This is a genomic window from Halomicrobium sp. IBSBa (assembly GCF_017612575.1).
In the GTDB taxonomy this organism is placed as follows: domain Archaea; phylum Halobacteriota; class Halobacteria; order Halobacteriales; family Haloarculaceae; genus Halomicrobium.
The window spans coordinates 25,807-43,944 of record NZ_JADPQC010000001.1 but is presented as its reverse complement, the minus strand read 5'-3'; the positions used below and the strand labels follow the sequence as shown (position 1 = coordinate 43,944).

Below are 18,138 nucleotides of genomic sequence, written 5' to 3'. Positions count from 1 at the left end.
GCCGACAGTATCACGGGCGACAGCTCGGTGCGTCGACGGCGATCGAGCGCGGGACTGGTCGGCCCGCGTTCGCTCGGTGACGGACGTGAACGACAGCGCCAGCGGGGTCGATGACATGGGCGGCGCATTCGGGAAGAAGCCCTCGGACGCCCACGTCGTCTGGACGAACAGGGACGGCGAGGGAGAGGGCAAGAAGAAGTTCGACTTCGAGTATCTGGAGCTGTGGGCCGCGCACTTCGGCGTCGACTACGAGACCCGAACGCGAGTCGACCACGAGCGGTCGGATCAGCCACGCGAGCAACACGTCGTGATCTTCGAGTGGGAAGCGCTCGAAGCGGAGACGATGGAGCTGGGGGACACAGAGTGGACGATGGGTCGCCAGCGAACGCCGCGCACCTTTATCGAAATCGATAGCCACGGCGAGGGTCGGATCAAGAGCTGGTCGTCCGAGATCGTCGTCGACGTTCGCGAACTCTGGCTCGACGGGCCGGCGGTCAGGCTCCGGACGAGCGCCCACGGCAAGAAGGCCATCGACGCCCGGAAGCTACTGGCCGACGGCAAGCGCGAGTCCGAAGCATAGCGTTTCGTAACCGGTTTTTGCGCCACTTCCCTCCTGACGATCATGCACGTGGTCGTCAACGCCGCCATGAGCGCCGACGGGAAGCTGTCGACGCGCCGCCGCGAACAGATCGAGATCTCGGGAACGCGGGACTTCGACCGGGTCGACGAGCTGCGCGCCGAGAGCGACGCGGTCATGGTCGGGGTCGGGACGGTGCTGGCCGACGATCCGTCGCTCACACTCGACGACCCCGAGCGCCAGCGGGCCCGCGAGGAACGTGGCGAGCCCGCCAATCCCGCGCGAGTCGTCGCCGACTCGCAGATCAGGACCCCGCCGGACGCACGCGTCCTCAACGGGGCAGCACTCACATACCTGCTGGTCAGCCAGGCGGCACCGACGGACTTCGTCACGCAGATGGAAGAAGCGGGCGCGACCGTCATCGCAGCCGGCGAGGACCGCGTCGATCTGGTCACCGCACTCGCCAAGCTGGAGGGCGACGGCATCGACCAGCTGATGGTCGAGGGCGGGGGCGAGCTGATCTTCTCGCTGTTCGAGGCGGGACTGGTCGACGAGCTCTCGGTGTTCGTCGGCTCGACGGTGATCGGCGGACGGGACGCCCCGACCCTGGCAGACGGCGAGGGATTCGTCGACGAGTTTCCGGCGCTCTCGCTCGACGGCGTCGAGCGGGTAGACGACGGCGTCCTCCTCTCGTGGACGGTCACCGACGCGGCGTGAGCGTGTCGATGGAGCGTTATCTTACAGCCGACAGTACGGGAGCCGTCGGCTCGGAAAGAGAGATCGCAATCAGTGGTCGTGGCCGGTCAGCTCGGAGAACGTCGCGCCGAAGCGCTCTTCGAACAGCTCCATCGCCGTCTCGTTGACGGACTCGATCTCGGCGTCGGGTTCGCCCTGTGCGTGGTGGACGGCACCGTGAATCCGCTGGGCCATGCCGAACATCGCGATGTCGCCGACGACTTCCGGATCGGACTCCTCGCCTTCTCGGAGCATGTCCACGAGCGCAGTCGGGACGGTCAGTTCGTCGCGTTCTTCGCCGGCTTCGAGTGTCACGGTGACAGTGTCGTCTGTCATGACTGCTCGTTGGCCGCCGCTACGTAAAGGGACTGCGGGTCGGCGAGCACACCGCGGGAAGGCGGTGTCCGATTCCTCAATCGTCTGCCTGCGGGGCCGTCTCGGCGGCCTGGGACGCTTCGGGGAGCGATTCGAGGTACTCGTCGGCGTCGAGGGCGGCCTTACAGCCCATCCCCGCAGCGGTGACGGCCTGCTGGTAGTGGTGGTCGACCACGTCGCCGGCACCGAACAGCCCCTCGACGGCGGTGGCGGTCTCGCCGTCGCCGACGCCGCCCTCGGTCTGGAGGTACCCGGCTTCGTCCAGTTCGACGCCGGTGTCTTCGAGGTAGCCGGTGTTGGGCGTGTGGCCGATCGCGAGGAAGACCGCGCCCACGTCGAAGTCGAACTGCTCGGTGTCGGGGTCGTCGAGCGCCTCCGAGGGGTACCCCTCGTCGTTGCGGGCCAGCGTGACGTGGTCGACGCCGTCTTCGGCCGAGCCGTGAATCTCCAGGAGTTCCGTGTTGCGCATGATCTCGATGTCGCCGTCCTCGGCCTGTTCTTGCACGCGATCGATCCAGTAGTCCTCCGCACGGAACTCCTCGCGGCGGTGTGCGAGGTAGACGGTGTCCGCGAACTTCGTCAGGAAGGTGGCCTCCTCCATGGCGGCGTCGCCGCCGCCGACCACGAGCATGTCCTCGTCGCGGAAGAACGCCCCGTCACAGGTCGCACAGGTCGAGACGCCGTAGCCCATCAGTTCGTCCTCGCCGGGGACGCCGAGCGTGCGCGCGCTCGCTCCGGAGGCGGCGATGACGGCGTCGGCGGTGTAGGCGTCGCCGTTGGCGAGTTCGACACGGAACGGGCGATCGCTCGCGTCGACGTTCTCGACGATTCCGTGATCGAGTTCGGCACCGAACTGCTGGGCCTGCTCTTTCATGTCGTTGACCAGGTCGGGGCCGCTGATCCCCTCCGGGAAGCCCGGATAGTTCGCAACGTCTGTGGTGAGCGTGAGCTGTCCGCCGGGTTCGTCCCCCTCGAAGACGAGTGGATCGTTGTTCGAGCGGGCGGCGTAGATGGCGGCGGTGAGCCCCGCGATACCCGTCCCAGCGATGATGAGTCTCCGGTGTTCGACGACGTCTTCAGTCATTACTTTCCCTACTTCGTGGCGGGCTTTGTAGGTTGCGCTGTCGTGTCTGGTCCGCGCCCATCGGACGAAACCGCTTAGCCACTCGACGGTCTGTACCGGGTATGGCTGCGGAGCTACGGGAGAAGACCGATCGATACGAGGGACTGCTCGCAGAGGCCGTCGCGGCGGCCGAGATCGCGCCACCGGAGGGGACGCCGATGCACGACGCGGCCGTCGAGTGCGCGGAGATGGCGGCGTCGTATCTCGAAGACGGCCGACACTTCCGGGCGGACGACGACCCGGTCAACGCGCTGGCGTCGTTCTCCTACGGCCACGCGTGGCTCGACGCCGGGGCGCGAATCGGACTGTTCGACGTGCCGACCGAGGGCCACCTCTTTACCGTCTAGGCGGTCACTACCAGTTGCCACCGCGGGAAGGCGACCGCTCGAACTACCGTCTCCTGTCGACGCTCTACACACCCATGACAACTGACAGCACGGTGCAGTCTTGCGAATTGCCGCTTCCGCTACCAAAAGCCTTATATACTTTTCTAACTAACTACTTGTTAAGAAGGTCGCAGACTGTTTTTTAAGGTTTGTGTCCTCAGCAAGCGAGGCATCCACTATGAGCGAAATACATACCCGAACCAACAGCGGCGAACAGCAGACCAGCACAGAGATCGAGCGAGAGGAGGCGGACGTCGACGAAGACGTCTGTCCCGAGTGTGGCGGCCACACGCAACTCGACTCCGAACACGGTGAGACCGTCTGTGAGGACTGTGGACTGGTCGTCGAGGAAGACGAGATCGACCACGGTCCCGAGTGGCGCGCGTTCGACGCCAGCGAGAAAGACAGCAAGTCCCGCGTCGGCGCGCCGACGACAAAGATGATGCACGACAAGGGCCTGTCGACCAACATCGGTTGGCAGGACAAGGACGCATACGGCAACTCCCTGTCGAGCTCCCAGCGCCAGAAGATGCAGCGCCTGCGTACCTGGAACGAGCGGTTCCGCACCCGCGACTCCAAGGAGCGCAACCTCAAGCAGGCGCTGGGCGAGATCGACCGCATGGCCTCGGCGCTCGGACTCCCCAAGAACGTCCGTGAGACCGCCAGCGTCATCTATCGCCGCGCGCTCGACGAGGACCTGCTGCCCGGTCGCTCCATCGAGGGCGTCGCCACGTCGGCGCTGTACGCCGCCGCCCGTCAGGCGAACAACCCCCGGTCACTCGACGAGATGACCCACGTCTCCCGCGTCGAGCGGATGGAGCTCACCCGGACCTACCGCTACATCATCCGGGAGCTGGGCCTGGAAGTCGCCCCGGCCAAGCCCGAGAGCTACGTCCCGCGCTTTTGCAGCGAGCTGTCGCTGTCGGACGAGACCGAGCGACGCGCACGCGAACTGATCGAAGCGGCTCGTGACGGTGGCATCCTCAGCGGGAAGTCCCCGGTCGGAATCGCGGCCGCGGCCGTGTACGCAGCGGCCCTGCTGACCAACGAGAAGGTCACACAGAGCGAGGTCAGCGGCGTCGCGGACATCTCAGAGGTCACGATCCGCAACCGCTACAAGGAGCTGCTCGACGTCGACGGCCTCCCGGCGTAACCCCTCGCTCGCCGAGTCGGCTGCGCTCGCTGCTGGTACACGAACCTTTTTCGGCGTCCATTGCGTGTTATTCACAATCATGGAGGAGGCCTACGTTCGACTGCTCTGTCCCGAGTGCAAGAAAGACTGGGAGTCGACGCCGACCGCGCTCCCGAAACACGACGCCACGTACCACTGTCCGAACTGTCACGCCAGTCGGCGACTCGCGGAGTACACCAGAACCGACAGAGACCTGGAGACGCTGAAGGGACTACAGTAGCTACGGCCCGGCCGGTGACTGCGCGCCGCAGGCTTCACATCGCAGTACCGTCGCGCCCTGCTCGTCCTTGAGCTTCGTATCGGGGAGCCCACACTCCGGGCACAGCACGTAGGCGTCGGCGTAGGCGTCGAGCGCGTCGGCGATGCGTCGCTCCCGGAACTCACCAGTGAGCCTGGCCCGGCCACTCTCGTCGATGTGGCCACTCGTCCCGACCTCGTTCTGGAGGAACTGCATCACGTGTTCGTCCGCTCGCGAGAGCCGATCACAGACCGACTGGAAGTTCTCGAACACCGTCGCGTTCCCCTCCTGGCGGAGGTCCGGGTCGGGAATTTTGAACCGTTCGCCGTCGCCCTCGATCTCCGGCGTCTCCTCGATCGCCTGGTCGAGCATCTCGTCGTAGTCCATACTGTCACCCAGCACAGCGGCGACCAAAAATCTTTCACGCTCCGCCTGCACAGAGCGTAGACAGTGACTACACAGCGGTCAAGAGACAGTAGACACCGTATTCGTTTCGGCGAGAGCGGAGTACAATCCGTCTACTTCGGGACCGTAATTGAAAGGTGTGTGTTAACCACACTCAGAGTAGTACTATAACCCTTCGGTTTCTAGGTGTGGGTGACTATGAAGAAGCAGGAACTCATCCATCTCCACGGCCTGCTTGCACAGGTACAGAACCACTACGAACAAGAAACAGGGGACACAGTAGAACACGACAAGTACGTCGATCTCGGTGTCCAGCCGACCTCGATCCACAAGTCGAAGACGGACCACAAGGCCGCTGTATTTGCCCTCGCGAAGGGTATTACCTCCGAGATGAACGCCGAAGAGAAAGAACCCGTTTCTGCTGCTGCCGACTGAACTTCGCTCTCAGTCACCAGTCGCCGTCATCTACAAAATCGACGGATAGTGCGCTGTCGCGTGAGAGATACCGACGTTATTCGTTCATTAACTCGTCGAACTCGGGCAACACGTCGTCCGAATCCGACTCCGCGCCCGTCTCGTCAGTATCGGATTCAGCGTCGTTGCCTCCGTCGTCGGTCGTTTCCGCTGGGTCCTCGGCGTCGGAGTCGTCCGTCTCCTCGATCGCTTCGATCTGTAACACTTCCAGCGGGATGTTCTCGAGGCGCTGCCCGATCTCCTTGCGAGCGATCCGGGCGGCGTGTTCGTCGCGCTCGACGTTGAAGACGGTCATCTCCAGTTCGAGCGCGACCAGACTCTCGTCGGCAGCGATGAAGGCGGGTTCGAGCTCGTCGCCACAGTGAGGACACTGTCGTTCGCCCATGTTGATCTCGACGTAGTTGAGGTCCGGATTGAGCATCTCGCCGGTCTTCGAGATCGCGATCCGGACCGCCTCGTCGGGAGTTTCCACGTCGTAGACGGGCACAGCGGCCTCGACGACAACTCGACAATCCATACATGTCGATTCGACTGCCAGTATTAAGAAGGTTAGCCCGTCACGCTCTCGAAAACTAGAAACCGCCCAAGCCCCGACGACGAGTCGATGGAACGGGGCCAGATAGCGATCACGAGCCTGCCTGGTGGCGTCGACCTCCAGTCGACGGTCGAGAGCGGCCAGTCGTACCTCTGGGACCGCTCTGACGGTCGGATGTACGATCAGGACGGCGCACACGGCGGCTCGGCGTGGTACTGGACGACTGTCAGAGTCGACGGTCGAGCCCACGTGATCAGGGTTCGACAGCGCGACGGCCACCTCGAATGGGAGAGCGACATCGACGCGACGCCACACCTCCGGCGGCTGCTCCGGCTGGACGACGACCTCGAAGCGATCCGTGCGACGGCACCCGACGACGCCGTCGTCCAGGACGCGTACGACGAGTACTGGGGGATGCGTCTCGTCCGCGATCCGCCGTTCGGCTCGCTGATCTCCTTCATCTGCTCGGCACAGATGCGCGTGGGCCGCATCCACGGGATGCAACAGGCGCTGCGCGAGACGTACGGCGATCCGGTCACGTTCGACGGCGAGACCTACCACGCGTACCCGACGCCGGAACAGCTGGCAGCGACGACAGAGGAGGCGCTGCGAGACCTCGGGCTGGGCTACCGCGCGCCGTACGTCCTGCGGACCGCGACGATGGTCGCCGAGGGCAAGGCAGACCCGCAAGCGGCCCGCGAGATGGCCTACGAGGACGCTCGCGACCACCTCACCCAGTTCGTCGGCGTCGGGGACAAGGTCGCCGACTGCGTGTTACTGTTCTCGCTCGATTTCCTCCAGGCGGTCCCGCTGGACACCTGGATCAAGACGACCATCGAGGAGTACTTCCCGGCCGCCGATCGGGGCAACTACGCAGACACCTCGCGGGCGATCCGCGAGGCCCTCGGCGGCGAGTACGCCGGCTACGCGCAGACGTACGTGTTTCACTACCTCCGAAGCGGCGGCGACGCGGCGTGAACACGCTCTTGGGTCTCGGCGTAATCACACTCGACCATGTCCGACCGCACACGCGCACACGTGTTCGTCAGCGGCAAGGTACAGGGCGTCTTCTACCGCGCCAACACCCGCGAGACTGCGGGGGAGGCGGGCGTCGACGGCTGGGTGAAGAATCTCGCGGACGGCCGCGTCGAAGCAGTTTTCGAGGGACCTGCGCCGGCCGTCGAGTCGATGGTCGAGTGGTGTCACGAGGGCAGTCCCAGAGCTCGCGTCGACGGCGTCGAGGTCGAGTACGAGGAGCCGGCGGGGATCGAGGGCTTCGAGATTCGGCGCTGATCTCGCGCCTTCGAGGTGGCAACGACGAGACCGCGAAGGCGCGGCTGGTGTGTCGACGCCGACGGCGTCCCCTACCGTTAGGGTGGTCGCGCGCCAAGACCCAGCCATGATCACCGGTTCGGAGATGGCAGTCGTCGACGAGAACGCGGCCGCGCTGGGCATCCCTCGAAAACAGCTCATGGAGTCTTCGGGGAACGCGGTGGCTCGGGTGGTCGAAGGGATCGCAGACGAGGGTGCGTCGGTGCGGATCGTCGCCGGCCGTGGGAACAACGGCGGCGACGCGTTCGTCGCGGCCCGGTTTCTCGACGCATACGACCTGCACGTCTCGCTGCTGGGGCGGCCCGAGACGATCACGACGGAGATCGCACGTCAGAACTGGACGGCGCTTCGGCAGTCCGACTACGAGACCGAGCAGGTCCGGGACGCCAGCCAGTTCGCGCTCGACGACCCCGACGTGATCGTCGACGCGATGCTCGGAACGGGGATCAGCGGCTCGCTCCGCGAGCCGGCGGCGACGGCGGCCACACGGATAAACGACAGCGAGAGCACCGTCGTCTCCGTCGACGTGCCCTCGGGGATGGACGGCGACACCGGATCGCTGGCGGAAGGTGCCGTCGAGGCCGACCGGGTCGTCACGTTCCACGACACGAAGCCCGGGCTGGACGAGCTCGATGCGACCGTCACCGTCGCGGACATCGGTATCCCCGACACCGCCGAGCTGTTCGTCGAGCGGGGCGACCTGCGTCGGCTCGACCGCGATCCGACGAGCCACAAGGGCGACAACGGCGAGGTGCTCGTCGTCGGCGGCGGCCCGTACACGGGCGCACCGGCACTGGCGGCACAGGCGGCGCTGCGAGCCGGCGGCGACCTCGTCAGGGTCGCCTGTCCCCGCGGCGTCGCCGACGCGGTACAGGGCTACAGCGAGAACCTCATCGTCAGACCGCTGGACGGCGCGACACTCGCGCCGTCACACGTCGACGAACTGATCGCCCTCGCAGACGCCAGCGACGCGGTCGTCCTCGGGCCGGGGCTCGGTGACGCGGAGCCGACACTCGACGCGGCCGCGGACTTCCTCGAACGGTACGACGGTCGCGCCGTCGTCGACGCCGACGCGCTGTCGGTCGTCCCGGAGGTCGAGACGACGGCGGACCTGATCTGTACGCCCCACCAGGGCGAGCTTCGGACGATGGGCGGCGAGACGGCAGACGAGTGGCGCGAGCGCACAGAGCGCGTCGCCGACTTCGCCGCACGGATCGGTCAGACGATGCTGGTCAAGGGTGCCTACGACATTGTCTCGGACGGGACGCGCACCCGCGTCAACCGCACCGGCAACCCCGGCATGACCGTCGGCGGTAGCGGCGACGTGCTCGCTGGCGTGGTCGGCGCGCTGGCCGCGACGTGTGGGGGACACGACGCCGCGGCGATCGGCGCGTACGTCACCGGGCGAGCAGGCGACCTCGTCGCCGACGAGCAGGGCAACGGACTCGTGGCGACGGATCTGGTCGCGGCGCTCCCACGGGCGCTCTGGCAGGGAGAACAGTAGCGTTCCGACCTAGGCCGACGCTTCGACGAGTTCGCCGGCCTTGGCGCGTGACTGCTCGACGACGGCCGGCCGGCCCTCGAACTCGACGATCACCTGATCGCCGTAGTCGACGTTGTCGACCTGTGCGTGGTCGTGAATCCAGGAGACGAGACTCATCGTCTCGTCGGTCATCGGCAAGACGAGGCGTTCGCGCTCGTAGTCCGGCAGTTCGTCGTGGATCCGGTCGAGCAACGCGTCGACGTTTGCGCCCTCTTTCGCGCTGACGGCGATGGGGTTGGGAGCCAGTCCCGAGAGCGCCGCGCGTTTGCGCTCGATCTCCGCGTCGTCGACCGTGTCCGTCTTGTTGAGGACGGTGACGATCGGCGCTTCGTTGCGCTCGTACAGCGTGTCGTGGCTCGTGACCAGCTTCTCGCGGATCTCCTCGATGGGTTCGCTCACGTCGACGACGAGCAACACCAGGTCGGCGCGATAGACGGCGTCCAGCGTCGACTTGAACGACTCGACGAGCCAGTGGGGGAGATCCGAGATGAAGCCGACGGTGTCGGTCACCAGCACGTCCCGCTGGTCCATGTCTGCACGGCGGGTCGTCGTCCCAAGAGTCGTGAACAGCCGGTCTTCGCTCTCGGCGGTCGGATCGAGGTCCGGGTGTAGCTCCTCGTTCTCGTCGACATCGACGTCGTCGGCCACGCGGCGCAACAGCGTCGACTTGCCGGCGTTCGTGTAGCCCGCCAGCGCGACGAGATCGAAACCGGACTCGCGGCGCTGCTCGCGGCGGTGTTGCTCGGTCTCCTCGATGGACGCCAGCTCGTCGCCTATTCGCGAGATCTGCTTTTTGATGTCCTCTTCGCGGCTCTCGTCGTACTCGCCCAGCCCCATGAACCCGGGCCGCTCGTCGCGCTTGGCGAGGCTGGCCTTCGCCTCGGCCCGGGGCAACTCGTAGCGCAGTTCTGCCAGTTCGACCTGGAGCTGTGCCTTGCGTGTCTGGGCGCGCTGGCCGAAGATCTCCAGGATGAGCCGGAAGCGGTCGACAACCTGGACGCCGTCGGGAAGCTCGTTGCCGATGTTGTACGTCTGGTAGGGTCCCAGCTCGTTGTCGAATATCACGGCCGTCGCGCCCTCGCGGGCGACGACGTTCGCGAGGCGTGTGACCTTCCCCTCTCCGAGGTGGTAGGCGGGATCTTCCGTCCGCGTCTGTGTCACCTCGCCGACGGCCTCGTAGCCGGCGGCTCTCGCGAGGTCGGTGATCTCCTCGGTGTCTGCGGTGCCCGAGTCGACGCGCTTGGCGATGACCGCTCGCTCCGCTGTGGTACTAGCCGTCACTCGTCGCTTCCTACGTCGCCCGATTATTTAGTCTGCGGGGTACTCACACGATCCGCCGGCCACAGCAGCCACAGCGACGGCTATCGACGGTATCGGGCAGCTAGCGTTCCGTTCCGACGTGCAGTAGCCGCTGCTTACTTCGATTCGGCCGGCCGATCCAGAGGGCACAAGACCCTTAACGGATCACGGTGAGAGTACGGATATGATAGAGTTGCCGTTGCAGCTAGAGCTTCCCGGCCTCCAGCAGGTCGGCCTCGAAGTCGGCGGCGGTGCCGTGATCGGGGGCGTCATCGGCTTCGCGGCCAAAAAGGTCGCGAAGCTCATCGCGATCCTCGTCGGTATCGAACTGGCGCTGTTCAAGTTCCTGGAGACCCGTGGCATCCTCGAAGTGAACTGGAGCGCCATCAGCGGCACCGCTGGAAACGTCTCGTCTGCGGCCGGTGAGACGGCGGGCGCACAGCCGCCGGGATGGGTCATGAGCCTCCTCTCGGCCCTGCCCGTGAGCGCCGGCTTCACCGGCGGCTTCCTCGTTGGCTTCCGGAAGGGATAGCGCCGGTACGAATCGTTCTCGCCGCAGTCGAACAATCTCGTCCGACCCAGCACTCGTCCGAGAGCGACGGGCTACTCTCCGGCTGGGATCTCGGTCTGTGCGACCACGAAAGACACTTCTGGGTCGCTCACCGAATCGAGATCTCGTCTTCGTCCTTGACGATCTGGGTCTCGGCCTCGCCGCTCGTGTGCTCGTTGACCACGTCGTAGAACTCGTTTTGCATCCCCGCAGGGAAGGTGATGACGCCGATCCAGGAGCCGTCCGCCTGCCACTCTTCGCGTTCGAGGTCGCCGAACTGCCGGATGCGAGACTGGGCGGCACCGGCGTAGTCCGCGGGGACCTGGACCGCGACGGTCACCTCGTCGAACCGGATCGGGATCACGGGTCGGAGCGCGTCTAGCGCGTCGTCGACCTGATTGTCGACGGGTTCCATCGGATCGACCCTGAAGTCCGTCTCTTCGAGGGCCGACTCGATGCGGTCTGGCGGGTGCGGTGCGTCGTCCATCTGGGGGTTGACGGCGTTGCGTGTGATCTGCTGGATCAGCTGTCGGTGTTTCTGTTCTTGCATCTCGCGGCGCTGATCGGCCGTGATCTGGATCTCCCCCTGCTTGATCACCTCCGGGATGATCGCCAGTGGCTCCGTCGTGTCGAACACCTCTGTCAGGGAGTTTTCCGGCGGGCGGTCGCCACGAGAGGCGTCCTCGAACACGTCCTCGGCGGCGATGACGTCTTCGAGTTCCCCGTCGAACTCGTCGCGTTTGATCGCCAGCGCGGCGTCGGGGTCGACGAGCACTTCGAACCGCTGGCCGTGGGATTCGAGTCTCGCCGTCACCGCTTCGTCAAGTGATATCATACCCGACGCTACTGGGGCCCGGTTCAAAGACCTTTCCACGACGGCAGCGAAAACCGACTGCGGACGCGGCGGTAGGTTACTCTTCGAGGTCCTCGTCGTCCGCGAGGAGGTCTCGCTCGGCGAGGTGTGTTTCCGTCTCCTCGTCCGAGAGCGTGCGGAACTGTTCGGTCTCGGCGTCGACCGTTGCGAGACCGACCGCCTCCGGCGCGAGCGCGTCGTCGTTGACCGAGGCCAGTGTTTCGAGAGCGAGTCCGATCGCGCCGTCGAGGGCCAGCGTCTCCGAGTAGTGTTCTTCGAGGTAGGCCCGCGTGTCGGCCCTGTCGGCACCGACCGCGAGCGCCTTCCACTCGTAGGGCGTTCCCGAGGGATCGGTCTCGTACAGCCTGGGTTCGCCGTCGGCGACCCCGGCGATGATCAGCGCGACGCCGAACGGACGCGCGCCACCGACCTGCGTGTATCGCTGGATGTGGTCGGTAATCTCTTTGGTCAGTGTCTCGACGCCGATCCGTTCCTCGTAGCGGAGTTGGTTGATCTGTGCCCGTCGCCGGGCGAGATCGATCAGCTGGCGGGCGTCTGCGACGTGGCCGGCGCTGGCGATCCCGATGTGGTCGTCGGCCTTGTGAATCTTCTCGACCGATGATCGCTCCATGAGCGGCGAGCGGATCCGCTTGTCGACGGCGAGTACGACGCCACCGCTGGTCCTGACGCCGATGCTCGCGGTGCCGCGCTTGACTGCTTCGCGCGCGTACTCGACCTGGTAGAGTCGCCCGTCGGGCGAGAAGATGGTGCTGCCGCGGTCGTAGGCCTGCTGTTGGTTTTGTCCCTGCATAGTTACTGGAGATCGAGGTCGGTCGCGCCCGAAAATCCGTCGTCGGTGGCAACGTCGACACGGCCGTCACGGGCGACTGCCGTCCGCTCGTCGCCGTCGAACGCGACCTGTCTCTGTGCGGACGATTCCGATGCGCGTCGTATATATTTTTCCTCACACGCACGGACGGTGCCGCTCGTGCCACGGACCCGGACGCCGACCGGGTCGTCGTCGATCGTCGACAGCGAGGCGATCACGGCACGTGCGCTGTCGGTCCGGCCGCGCCGCGTCCGGACGAGCGCGCTCCCCAGGCCGTCCTCGAACGCGAACCGGAGCACGGTGAGATCGAGGTCGGCACTGCCGGCGTCGCCCACGAGGTTCTGGGCAGCGTACCAGAGCTCCCGCTGGAGAGCGCGGCGACCGAAGTCGGCGTCGGGCCAGCTCTCGATTTCGACCCCGAGGTAGCGCCACCGGGGCTGTAGGTGTTTGGGGTGGTGTTTCATCCGTCAGGACTGGTCGACGGCCTCGGCGTCGGGCACTCGCTCGCCGACGAGGACCCCCACCTGTCCGTGGACCATCTCGACGGCCGTCAGTGCGAAGCCGGCGTCGGTGAACGCGTCTGCGAGGACGCCGACGGTGGCCGGGTCGTCGACCGACGGATCGTAGAAGGGGATCGACGGATCGGGCTCGTCGAAGAACATCACGTCACCGAGGACGAACCGCTGCGGTTCGAGCGCCGCGATGGCGTCGATCGCCTCGCGCTTTGCCTCGTCGTCGAGGTGGTGCATCGCGAAGTTCGAGGTGACGACGTCGACTTCGCCCTCGACCGAGGGCTCCCGGAATCGTCCTTCGCCGAAGGAGACGTTGTCGATGCCACGCTCCGTGGCCTTCGCCTGTGCCTGTTCGAGCATTCCCTCGCTGATGTCCCGACCCACGACCTCGGCCGCCGCATCAGCCAGCGGCAGCGCGATCGCACCGGTTCCGGTGCCGAGGTCGAGCACCACGTCGTCGGCCGAGGGGGCAGCGTGGCGAACGACGAGGTCGGCACACTCGCGGTACTCCTCGGAGTCCTGGCTCTCGTCGTAGTCCGCGGCGTGGTCGGAGAATCGGTCGGCGTGTTCGTCGATCGATCGTTTCATGGGCGTCGTTGGTCGGCAGGCCCAAATACACTGTCGAAATCTCGCCCCGCTGGACCCCGGCCGTCACCGGATCGTCGAGCCGACTTTGCTCGCGCTCGTGGACTCGTCGACCTGCGAGCGCTCTGCCTTCGAGATCGGATTCCGGAAGAGGAGGTACACCGCCGCGAGCACCGACAGAGACGTGTGTACCACCGGTATCACCGACGGACTCGACAGCGACGGGAACCCGAACAGGACGACGGCGACGAACGCGAGAAAGCCGAGATAGCGAGCCCAGCGCTGGCCAGAAACGAACGCGCCCGTGGTCAACAACAGCAAGACGCCGACCGCCGTCCCGACCGGCACCGAGTCGGTCAGTACCATCGCTGCTGTCGTCTCGGTACCACCCAGCAACGCCAGCATCGCACCGACGACGAACCCTGTACCCAGCACCGCTGCGACGCCCGAGAGGACGTACGCGTCGAACGACTTGACAGTCTCCCCCATGAGTGTTAGGAAAACAACCATACATCATAAATCCACCGCAACGACCCTGTATCAATTCGTGCCGCCGTCCGAAAGCGGGAAAGCTGGCGGCGTGTCGACCTATTCGATTGCTGTCGTACAGTCGCGTTCGGAGGGGCAGTTGCCGTCTCCAGATCTCGACGAGGCCCAGTGGCTCACTCGTCGTCGAGCCAGACACCTGGTTCGACGAACGCGTCCGACTGTCGGCGGCGGTTCCGTTCGGTCAACTCGGCCCACTCTCTGAGTCCCGTCTCGATCTGGTCCGGCGAAAAGCCGATGGTCTCGCCCAGCGCGATCAGGTCCCGCGGCGCTCTGAGCTGGAGATGGCTGTGTGGGTCCCCGCTGACGACGTAGGGCACGTCGTAGTGTTCGACGAGTTCGCGCAGTTTCCGCAGCGACTGGATGTGACGGACCCGCGTCCCACCGGTCTCGTGGAGCACGTCGTGCAGCGAGAATTCGAGGCGAACACCGTTGTCGGCGGCGGCCTTCGCCAGTACGTGGTTCACGTCGCCGTCGCCCCGCGTCGGATGGGCGAGGACGTCGACGGTGGGCTGCTCGACGGCGAAGCGATTGATCGCGACGGAATCGCCGTGGACCGCGACGATGGTCTTGGACGACCGGTGGTTCCCGACGAGGCCACTGGCCCGGGACGGATCAGACGCCCGGACCTCGATCCCCTCGACGACGGCTACGTCGTACTCGTCGGCGATCGCCTCGGCGTCGAACGTCGCCGCGCAGTCGCCGTGGTTCCTGACGACGATCCCGTCGTAGCCATACTGGCTGGCCGTTTGGGCCATCCTGGCGACCGTACTCTGCCCGTCCGGACGGGCGTGAACGGCCGCGTACATCACAGCTCCGAGAGGGCGTCCTGGGCGTTCTCGATGGCCGTCTCGCGTTTGGCGGGATAGGCTTCGACCTTCGCGCGCAGCGTGATCCCGTCGCCTCGCTCGACGCTGTTCCCGAACGCCGCCTGTTTGTCGAAGGTGAGGAAGAACGAACAGTTGTCGTCGACGCGGTCATCCAGTTCTTCGAGCACCGCTTCGAGGTCGTCGACCGCCGCGACCTGCGTGAGGACGTGGCGGATGTCGTCCGCGTTCTCGACCCGCGCAGAGAGGACGACGATTCGGTCGCCGTAGTGGCCCTCCGACTCGGCCCGCTCCAGTTCGGTCTCCTCGGGGAGATACGTCTGTAGCGCCTCTGCGACCCGCTTTTCGTCTTCGGTCGCGTAGGCGAACGCCCGCAGGTCGACGTAGTGAAACGGGACCGACGACATCCCGGCCTACTCCTCGACCGCTTCGAGCGAGTCCTCGGGGATGCCCTGCTCCTGGCCGTCCTCGAACGAGATCGTGTAGTTCGCGTCACCGAACATCGTCTCGACGACCTGCGTGATCGTCCCTTCCTCGCCGTCGTACTCGCTGTGCTTGTCGTGCAACACGACAGTGTCGTCTTCTTCGAATGCCATACCTCGCCGTAGTCGACCGGCCCGCAAAAAGGGACTGATTTTCCCTTCGCCCTCGAACACTTATGACAGTACCCGCTCTATTGGCGGGCATGATCGCGTTCGCCACTCGTCGTCGTTCGTGGCGCTCTCGGGCCACGGACCCGTCTCCACGGTGCCCGCCGTCGACACTGCCGGCGTCGGATCGGGCTCGGACACGTGGGTCAGGATCGGAGAGCGATTGTCGCGGCCGTCCCTGTCACAGACGGGTATGACGGCCGTCGACAATCTGTGGTACCTGGCAGACCAGGCCCGCCAGCAGGCCGAGCAGACCCGCCACCAGTTCGCCTCGAACTACGAGGACTACAGCACCTTCTCGCGCCACCGGAGTGTCTCGCGACCGCGGTTCAAGACCGTCGCCGAACGGACCCGCGAGAACGGACTGCCCTACGGAGTCCACACCGTCGTCACGAACGACGCCGGAGAGGTGCTGCTCGTGCGCCACGACGACGTGGACATGTGGGTGCTGCCGGGCGGACAGGTCGACGGAACGGAGTCGTTCCGCGAGGCCGCCAGCCGCGAACTACGCGAGGAAGCCGGCATCGAGGCGACCGACGAGGGGCTCGCGATTCTCGCACGCGCCGAGTTCCACTGTGCGGAGTACGACACCTGGGGCGTCCTCCCGATGTTCCAGGGTCGCGCAGTGGAGACGGAGTTGACCGTCGACGACCCCGACGGCGAGATCTCCGACGCCGGGTGGTTCGACGAACTGCCCGAGGACACGCGAGACCGGGAGCAGTTGCGTGAGTGGCGCGAGAAACAGGCCTAGCTGTCCGGACCGAACGACTTCCCGTCGCGCTCGTCGGCGTCGAGTCGGCGCAGCGTCGCCCGGGCGTTGCTCGCGTCGTAGCCAAAGAGCACGCTCTCTCCGTACTCGCTTGCGACCTCCGCCGCTTTCAGGAGGTCGTCGATGTCCACGTCGACGGCGTACAGTTCGAGACTGAACGGCGTCGAGAGCCGGTCGACGAACCCCTGGGCGATAATTTCGAGCCAGTAGGTCGTCGTGTAGGCCATGTCGTAGACGGGCACGACGAACTCGTCGACGTAGGCTTCGAGCGCCTCCACGTCGATTCCGGCTCGCCGCGAGAGGTGGCCGGGGTACGGATCGGGGTAGAGCGTGAGGTACAGGTCGCCGGGGACGCGCTCGCGGGCGTCGGCGACGAACGAGGTGATGACGCTGTCGCGCCACTCGGTCCACTCGTCGTAGTCGCTGGCTTCGAAGCGACGTTCACAGCGGTCACAGTGGCAGTACTCGTCGCGGGGAAAGCCGACGTCGTCCAGACGCAGATCCTCGCTCTCGGCGGCGGCGTCCCCGATCAGCTCCAGCAGCCCCTCCCGATATCGGTCGTGGGTGGGACAGACGTACGACCAGTCGAAGTACGGTCGGTCCCGCGTCGCCTCGTTGCCCTCGTCGTCGACCGGCAGCAGCTCCGGCGACTCCTCGGCGGCGTTGTCGCCGAAACACGACACCATGTTCACGGCGTCGGCGACCGGCTCGGCCGCACGGCCGGTCACGTCTTTGACCTCGTAGAATCCGCGGTCGAACTCGGACCACGACAGTTCCTCCTCGTTCCTGGTGACGACGCCGTACATGTCCGTCGCTACGACCTGGACCGGGTAAGTGACTTCGGAAAAGGAACGCCCGCCGGTCGGAGCAGAGACCGGGTGGGACGACGGTTGACGTGCGATTCGGACACCCGTCAGTTACTTCTTGACGAAGTAGACGAGGGCCAGGGCGGCTGCTGCAACCAGAAGTACGGCTTTCTTCGACATCGCTCGTCTGTTCGATGTCCGGCGGTAAAATCTTTCCCCATCAGCGCGTCGAATCGATCACTCCGACGGCCTGACGCAGTGCGAACGACGGCGTCACTCTCCCCAGTAGTAGCGGGGTGCGAGCGAGAGGTACGCCACGGCGGCGACCAGCAGGACGCGAGGGAACACCCGCTGGAAAGCGCCGGGATCGACGATCGCACCCGCCTGGACGAGTCCCAGGACCAGCGCGTCCCGAGCGCGGAGTTTGGGGTAGCCCACCGGCGCGATCATGAGCACCGAGAGGACGACCGTTCCGGCCAGCAACACCGGCACGGGTGCGACGCCAGCGAGGTAGGCCGCCGCGAGAATCGTCGCTGCCAGCGTGTTCTGGATACCCGGCCGCTGTTCGCCCTCGTCGACGTAGACGGTGTAGAACGCGGTTCGGACGACCGAGAAGACGACGAACGACGACGCGAGGACGACGAGCCCGAGACGAAACAGCGTGTCCGTCTCGCCCAGCGGGCCGTAGGCCTCGCGGGCGACGCCGTGGACGAACAGTGCCGGCGTCGCACCGAACGAGACCACGTCGGTGATCGAATCCAGCAGCGGTCCGACCTCCGTGTTCCCGGCGAAGCGGGCGACGATCCCGTCGAGCGCGTCGGCGATCGCGGCCAGCAGGATCAGTCGCGCCGCCAGCGCCGGATCGCTGTAGGCGACGACCGCGGCGGCGAACCCGATCACGGCGTTGACCAGCGTCACGGTGTCGGCGACCCCGAGTCGTCGTCGCACTGCGAGACCCATACCGGGACGTGTGCGAGGGGGTACATCAACGGTCCGG

26 protein-coding genes are annotated in these 18,138 nt (G+C 65.9%); 11 read left to right on the top strand and 15 right to left on the bottom strand.

The features are described from left to right. Nucleotides 1–76 precede the first annotated feature (76 nt). Complete coding sequence (locus IL252_RS00275) at nucleotides 77–580, top strand: hypothetical protein (protein ID WP_244256623.1); 504 nt, start codon at nucleotides 77–79, stop codon at nucleotides 578–580. 42 nt (nucleotides 581–622) lie between these two features. Next, nucleotides 623–1,294 (top strand): 2,5-diamino-6-(ribosylamino)-4(3H)-pyrimidinone 5'-phosphate reductase, encoded by a 672-nt coding sequence (locus IL252_RS00270; RefSeq protein ID WP_208625748.1) that lies wholly within the window; start codon nucleotides 623–625, stop codon nucleotides 1,292–1,294. A gap of 69 nt (nucleotides 1,295–1,363) precedes the next feature. Here the strand turns inward: IL252_RS00270 and IL252_RS00265 are convergent, their stop codons facing one another. Both IL252_RS00265 and IL252_RS00260 read right to left on the bottom strand, forming a co-directional pair. Then, a complete protein-coding gene (locus IL252_RS00265; protein ID WP_015763367.1) occupies nucleotides 1,364–1,648 on the bottom strand; it encodes a hypothetical protein in 285 nt (94 codons plus the stop codon). A 76-nt stretch (nucleotides 1,649–1,724) separates the two neighbouring features. Then, nucleotides 1,725–2,771 (bottom strand): NAD(P)/FAD-dependent oxidoreductase, encoded by a 1,047-nt coding sequence (locus IL252_RS00260; RefSeq protein ID WP_208625747.1) that lies wholly within the window; start codon nucleotides 2,769–2,771, stop codon nucleotides 1,725–1,727. Between the two features lie 101 nt (nucleotides 2,772–2,872). Here IL252_RS00260 and IL252_RS00255 point away from each other — a divergent pair, with 101 nt between their 5' ends. From IL252_RS00255 to IL252_RS00245, 3 genes are all read left to right on the top strand, one after another. Then, nucleotides 2,873–3,157, top strand: a complete 285-nt coding sequence (locus IL252_RS00255; protein WP_208625746.1) for a DUF357 domain-containing protein — start codon at nucleotides 2,873–2,875, stop codon at nucleotides 3,155–3,157. A gap of 217 nt (nucleotides 3,158–3,374) precedes the next feature. After that, on the top strand, nucleotides 3,375–4,349 hold the full coding sequence (locus IL252_RS00250) for a transcription initiation factor IIB family protein (RefSeq protein WP_208625745.1): 975 nt from the start codon (nucleotides 3,375–3,377) through the stop codon (nucleotides 4,347–4,349). A gap of 79 nt (nucleotides 4,350–4,428) precedes the next feature. Next, nucleotides 4,429–4,608, top strand: a complete 180-nt coding sequence (locus IL252_RS00245; protein ID WP_015763363.1) for a hypothetical protein — start codon at nucleotides 4,429–4,431, stop codon at nucleotides 4,606–4,608. Here the strand turns inward: IL252_RS00245 and IL252_RS00240 are convergent, their stop codons facing one another. After that, nucleotides 4,609–5,013 carry a translation initiation factor IF-2 subunit beta gene (locus IL252_RS00240; protein ID WP_208625744.1) on the bottom strand — a complete coding sequence of 135 codons (405 nt, stop codon included), beginning with the start codon at nucleotides 5,011–5,013 and terminating at the stop codon, nucleotides 4,609–4,611. A 216-nt stretch (nucleotides 5,014–5,229) separates the two neighbouring features. Between IL252_RS00240 and IL252_RS00235 the strand changes: the two genes are divergently transcribed. After that, on the top strand, nucleotides 5,230–5,466 hold the full coding sequence (locus IL252_RS00235; protein WP_015763361.1) for a UPF0058 family protein: 237 nt from the start codon (nucleotides 5,230–5,232) through the stop codon (nucleotides 5,464–5,466). A 76-nt stretch (nucleotides 5,467–5,542) separates the two neighbouring features. On the opposite strand, the gene IL252_RS00230 is transcribed toward IL252_RS00235, so the two are convergent. Further along, nucleotides 5,543–6,022, bottom strand: a complete 480-nt coding sequence (locus IL252_RS00230; RefSeq protein ID WP_170094415.1) for a DUF555 domain-containing protein — start codon at nucleotides 6,020–6,022, stop codon at nucleotides 5,543–5,545. Nucleotides 6,023–6,109: 87 nt separating this feature from the next. On the opposite strand from IL252_RS00230, the gene IL252_RS00225 reads away from it, so the two are divergent. The 3 genes from IL252_RS00225 to IL252_RS00215 all read left to right on the top strand — a co-directional run bounded on the left by IL252_RS00225 (nucleotide 6,110) and on the right by IL252_RS00215 (nucleotide 8,876). Continuing rightward, a complete protein-coding gene (locus IL252_RS00225) occupies nucleotides 6,110–7,018 on the top strand; it encodes a DNA-3-methyladenine glycosylase (protein ID WP_208625743.1) in 909 nt (302 codons plus the stop codon). A gap of 36 nt (nucleotides 7,019–7,054) precedes the next feature. Beyond that, nucleotides 7,055–7,333, top strand: a complete 279-nt coding sequence (locus IL252_RS00220) for an acylphosphatase (RefSeq protein WP_208625742.1) — start codon at nucleotides 7,055–7,057, stop codon at nucleotides 7,331–7,333. A 106-nt stretch (nucleotides 7,334–7,439) separates the two neighbouring features. Further along, the gene (locus IL252_RS00215; protein WP_208625741.1) at nucleotides 7,440–8,876 is read left to right on the top strand and encodes an NAD(P)H-hydrate dehydratase; all 1,437 of its coding nucleotides are present in this window, start codon (nucleotides 7,440–7,442) and stop codon (nucleotides 8,874–8,876) included. Between the two features lie 9 nt (nucleotides 8,877–8,885). Here IL252_RS00215 and hflX read toward each other — a convergent pair whose 3' ends face one another. Next, a complete protein-coding gene (gene hflX / locus IL252_RS00210) occupies nucleotides 8,886–10,196 on the bottom strand; it encodes a GTPase HflX (protein ID WP_208625740.1) in 1,311 nt (436 codons plus the stop codon). 202 nt (nucleotides 10,197–10,398) lie between these two features. On the opposite strand from hflX, the gene IL252_RS00205 reads away from it, so the two are divergent. Next, complete coding sequence (locus IL252_RS00205) at nucleotides 10,399–10,746, top strand: FUN14 domain-containing protein (protein ID WP_015763355.1); 348 nt, start codon at nucleotides 10,399–10,401, stop codon at nucleotides 10,744–10,746. Between the two features lie 127 nt (nucleotides 10,747–10,873). Here IL252_RS00205 and IL252_RS00200 read toward each other — a convergent pair whose 3' ends face one another. From IL252_RS00200 to IL252_RS00165, 8 genes are all read right to left on the bottom strand, one after another. Beyond that, nucleotides 10,874–11,599 (bottom strand): ribosome assembly factor SBDS, encoded by a 726-nt coding sequence (locus tag IL252_RS00200; protein ID WP_208625739.1) that lies wholly within the window; start codon nucleotides 11,597–11,599, stop codon nucleotides 10,874–10,876. Nucleotides 11,600–11,675: 76 nt separating this feature from the next. Further along, nucleotides 11,676–12,428, bottom strand: coding sequence for an archaeal proteasome endopeptidase complex subunit alpha (psmA, locus tag IL252_RS00195; RefSeq protein ID WP_208625738.1), 753 nt, complete (start codon nucleotides 12,426–12,428; stop codon nucleotides 11,676–11,678). Between the two features lie 2 nt (nucleotides 12,429–12,430). Then, a complete protein-coding gene (locus IL252_RS00190) occupies nucleotides 12,431–12,910 on the bottom strand; it encodes an Rpp14/Pop5 family protein (protein WP_208625737.1) in 480 nt (159 codons plus the stop codon). 3 nt (nucleotides 12,911–12,913) lie between these two features. Then, entirely contained in the window at nucleotides 12,914–13,546 is a 633-nt protein-coding gene (locus IL252_RS00185) for a class I SAM-dependent methyltransferase (protein WP_208625736.1), read from the bottom strand. A gap of 63 nt (nucleotides 13,547–13,609) precedes the next feature. After that, nucleotides 13,610–14,032 carry a hypothetical protein gene (locus IL252_RS00180; RefSeq protein ID WP_244256621.1) on the bottom strand — a complete coding sequence of 141 codons (423 nt, stop codon included), beginning with the start codon at nucleotides 14,030–14,032 and terminating at the stop codon, nucleotides 13,610–13,612. A gap of 173 nt (nucleotides 14,033–14,205) precedes the next feature. Further along, complete coding sequence (locus IL252_RS00175; protein ID WP_208625734.1) at nucleotides 14,206–14,898, bottom strand: RNase P subunit p30 family protein; 693 nt, start codon at nucleotides 14,896–14,898, stop codon at nucleotides 14,206–14,208. Next, nucleotides 14,898–15,323, bottom strand: coding sequence for an RNA-binding protein (locus IL252_RS00170; RefSeq protein WP_153553510.1), 426 nt, complete (start codon nucleotides 15,321–15,323; stop codon nucleotides 14,898–14,900). The genes IL252_RS00175 and IL252_RS00170 overlap by 1 nt, the downstream gene beginning before the upstream one ends. 6 nt (nucleotides 15,324–15,329) lie before the next feature. Continuing rightward, nucleotides 15,330–15,512 (bottom strand): hypothetical protein, encoded by a 183-nt coding sequence (locus IL252_RS00165; RefSeq protein WP_015763347.1) that lies wholly within the window; start codon nucleotides 15,510–15,512, stop codon nucleotides 15,330–15,332. A 247-nt stretch (nucleotides 15,513–15,759) separates the two neighbouring features. Between IL252_RS00165 and IL252_RS00160 the strand changes: the two genes are divergently transcribed. Beyond that, the gene (locus IL252_RS00160; protein ID WP_170094405.1) at nucleotides 15,760–16,317 is read left to right on the top strand and encodes an NUDIX domain-containing protein; all 558 of its coding nucleotides are present in this window, start codon (nucleotides 15,760–15,762) and stop codon (nucleotides 16,315–16,317) included. Here IL252_RS00160 and IL252_RS00155 read toward each other — a convergent pair. Next, a complete protein-coding gene (locus IL252_RS00155) occupies nucleotides 16,314–17,141 on the bottom strand; it encodes a hypothetical protein (protein WP_208625733.1) in 828 nt (275 codons plus the stop codon). The two genes, IL252_RS00160 and IL252_RS00155, sit on opposite strands and share 4 nt — an antisense overlap. A gap of 273 nt (nucleotides 17,142–17,414) precedes the next feature. After that, complete coding sequence (locus IL252_RS00150) at nucleotides 17,415–18,101, bottom strand: protein sorting system archaetidylserine synthase (protein ID WP_170094404.1); 687 nt, start codon at nucleotides 18,099–18,101, stop codon at nucleotides 17,415–17,417. Nucleotides 18,102–18,138 lie beyond the last annotated feature (37 nt).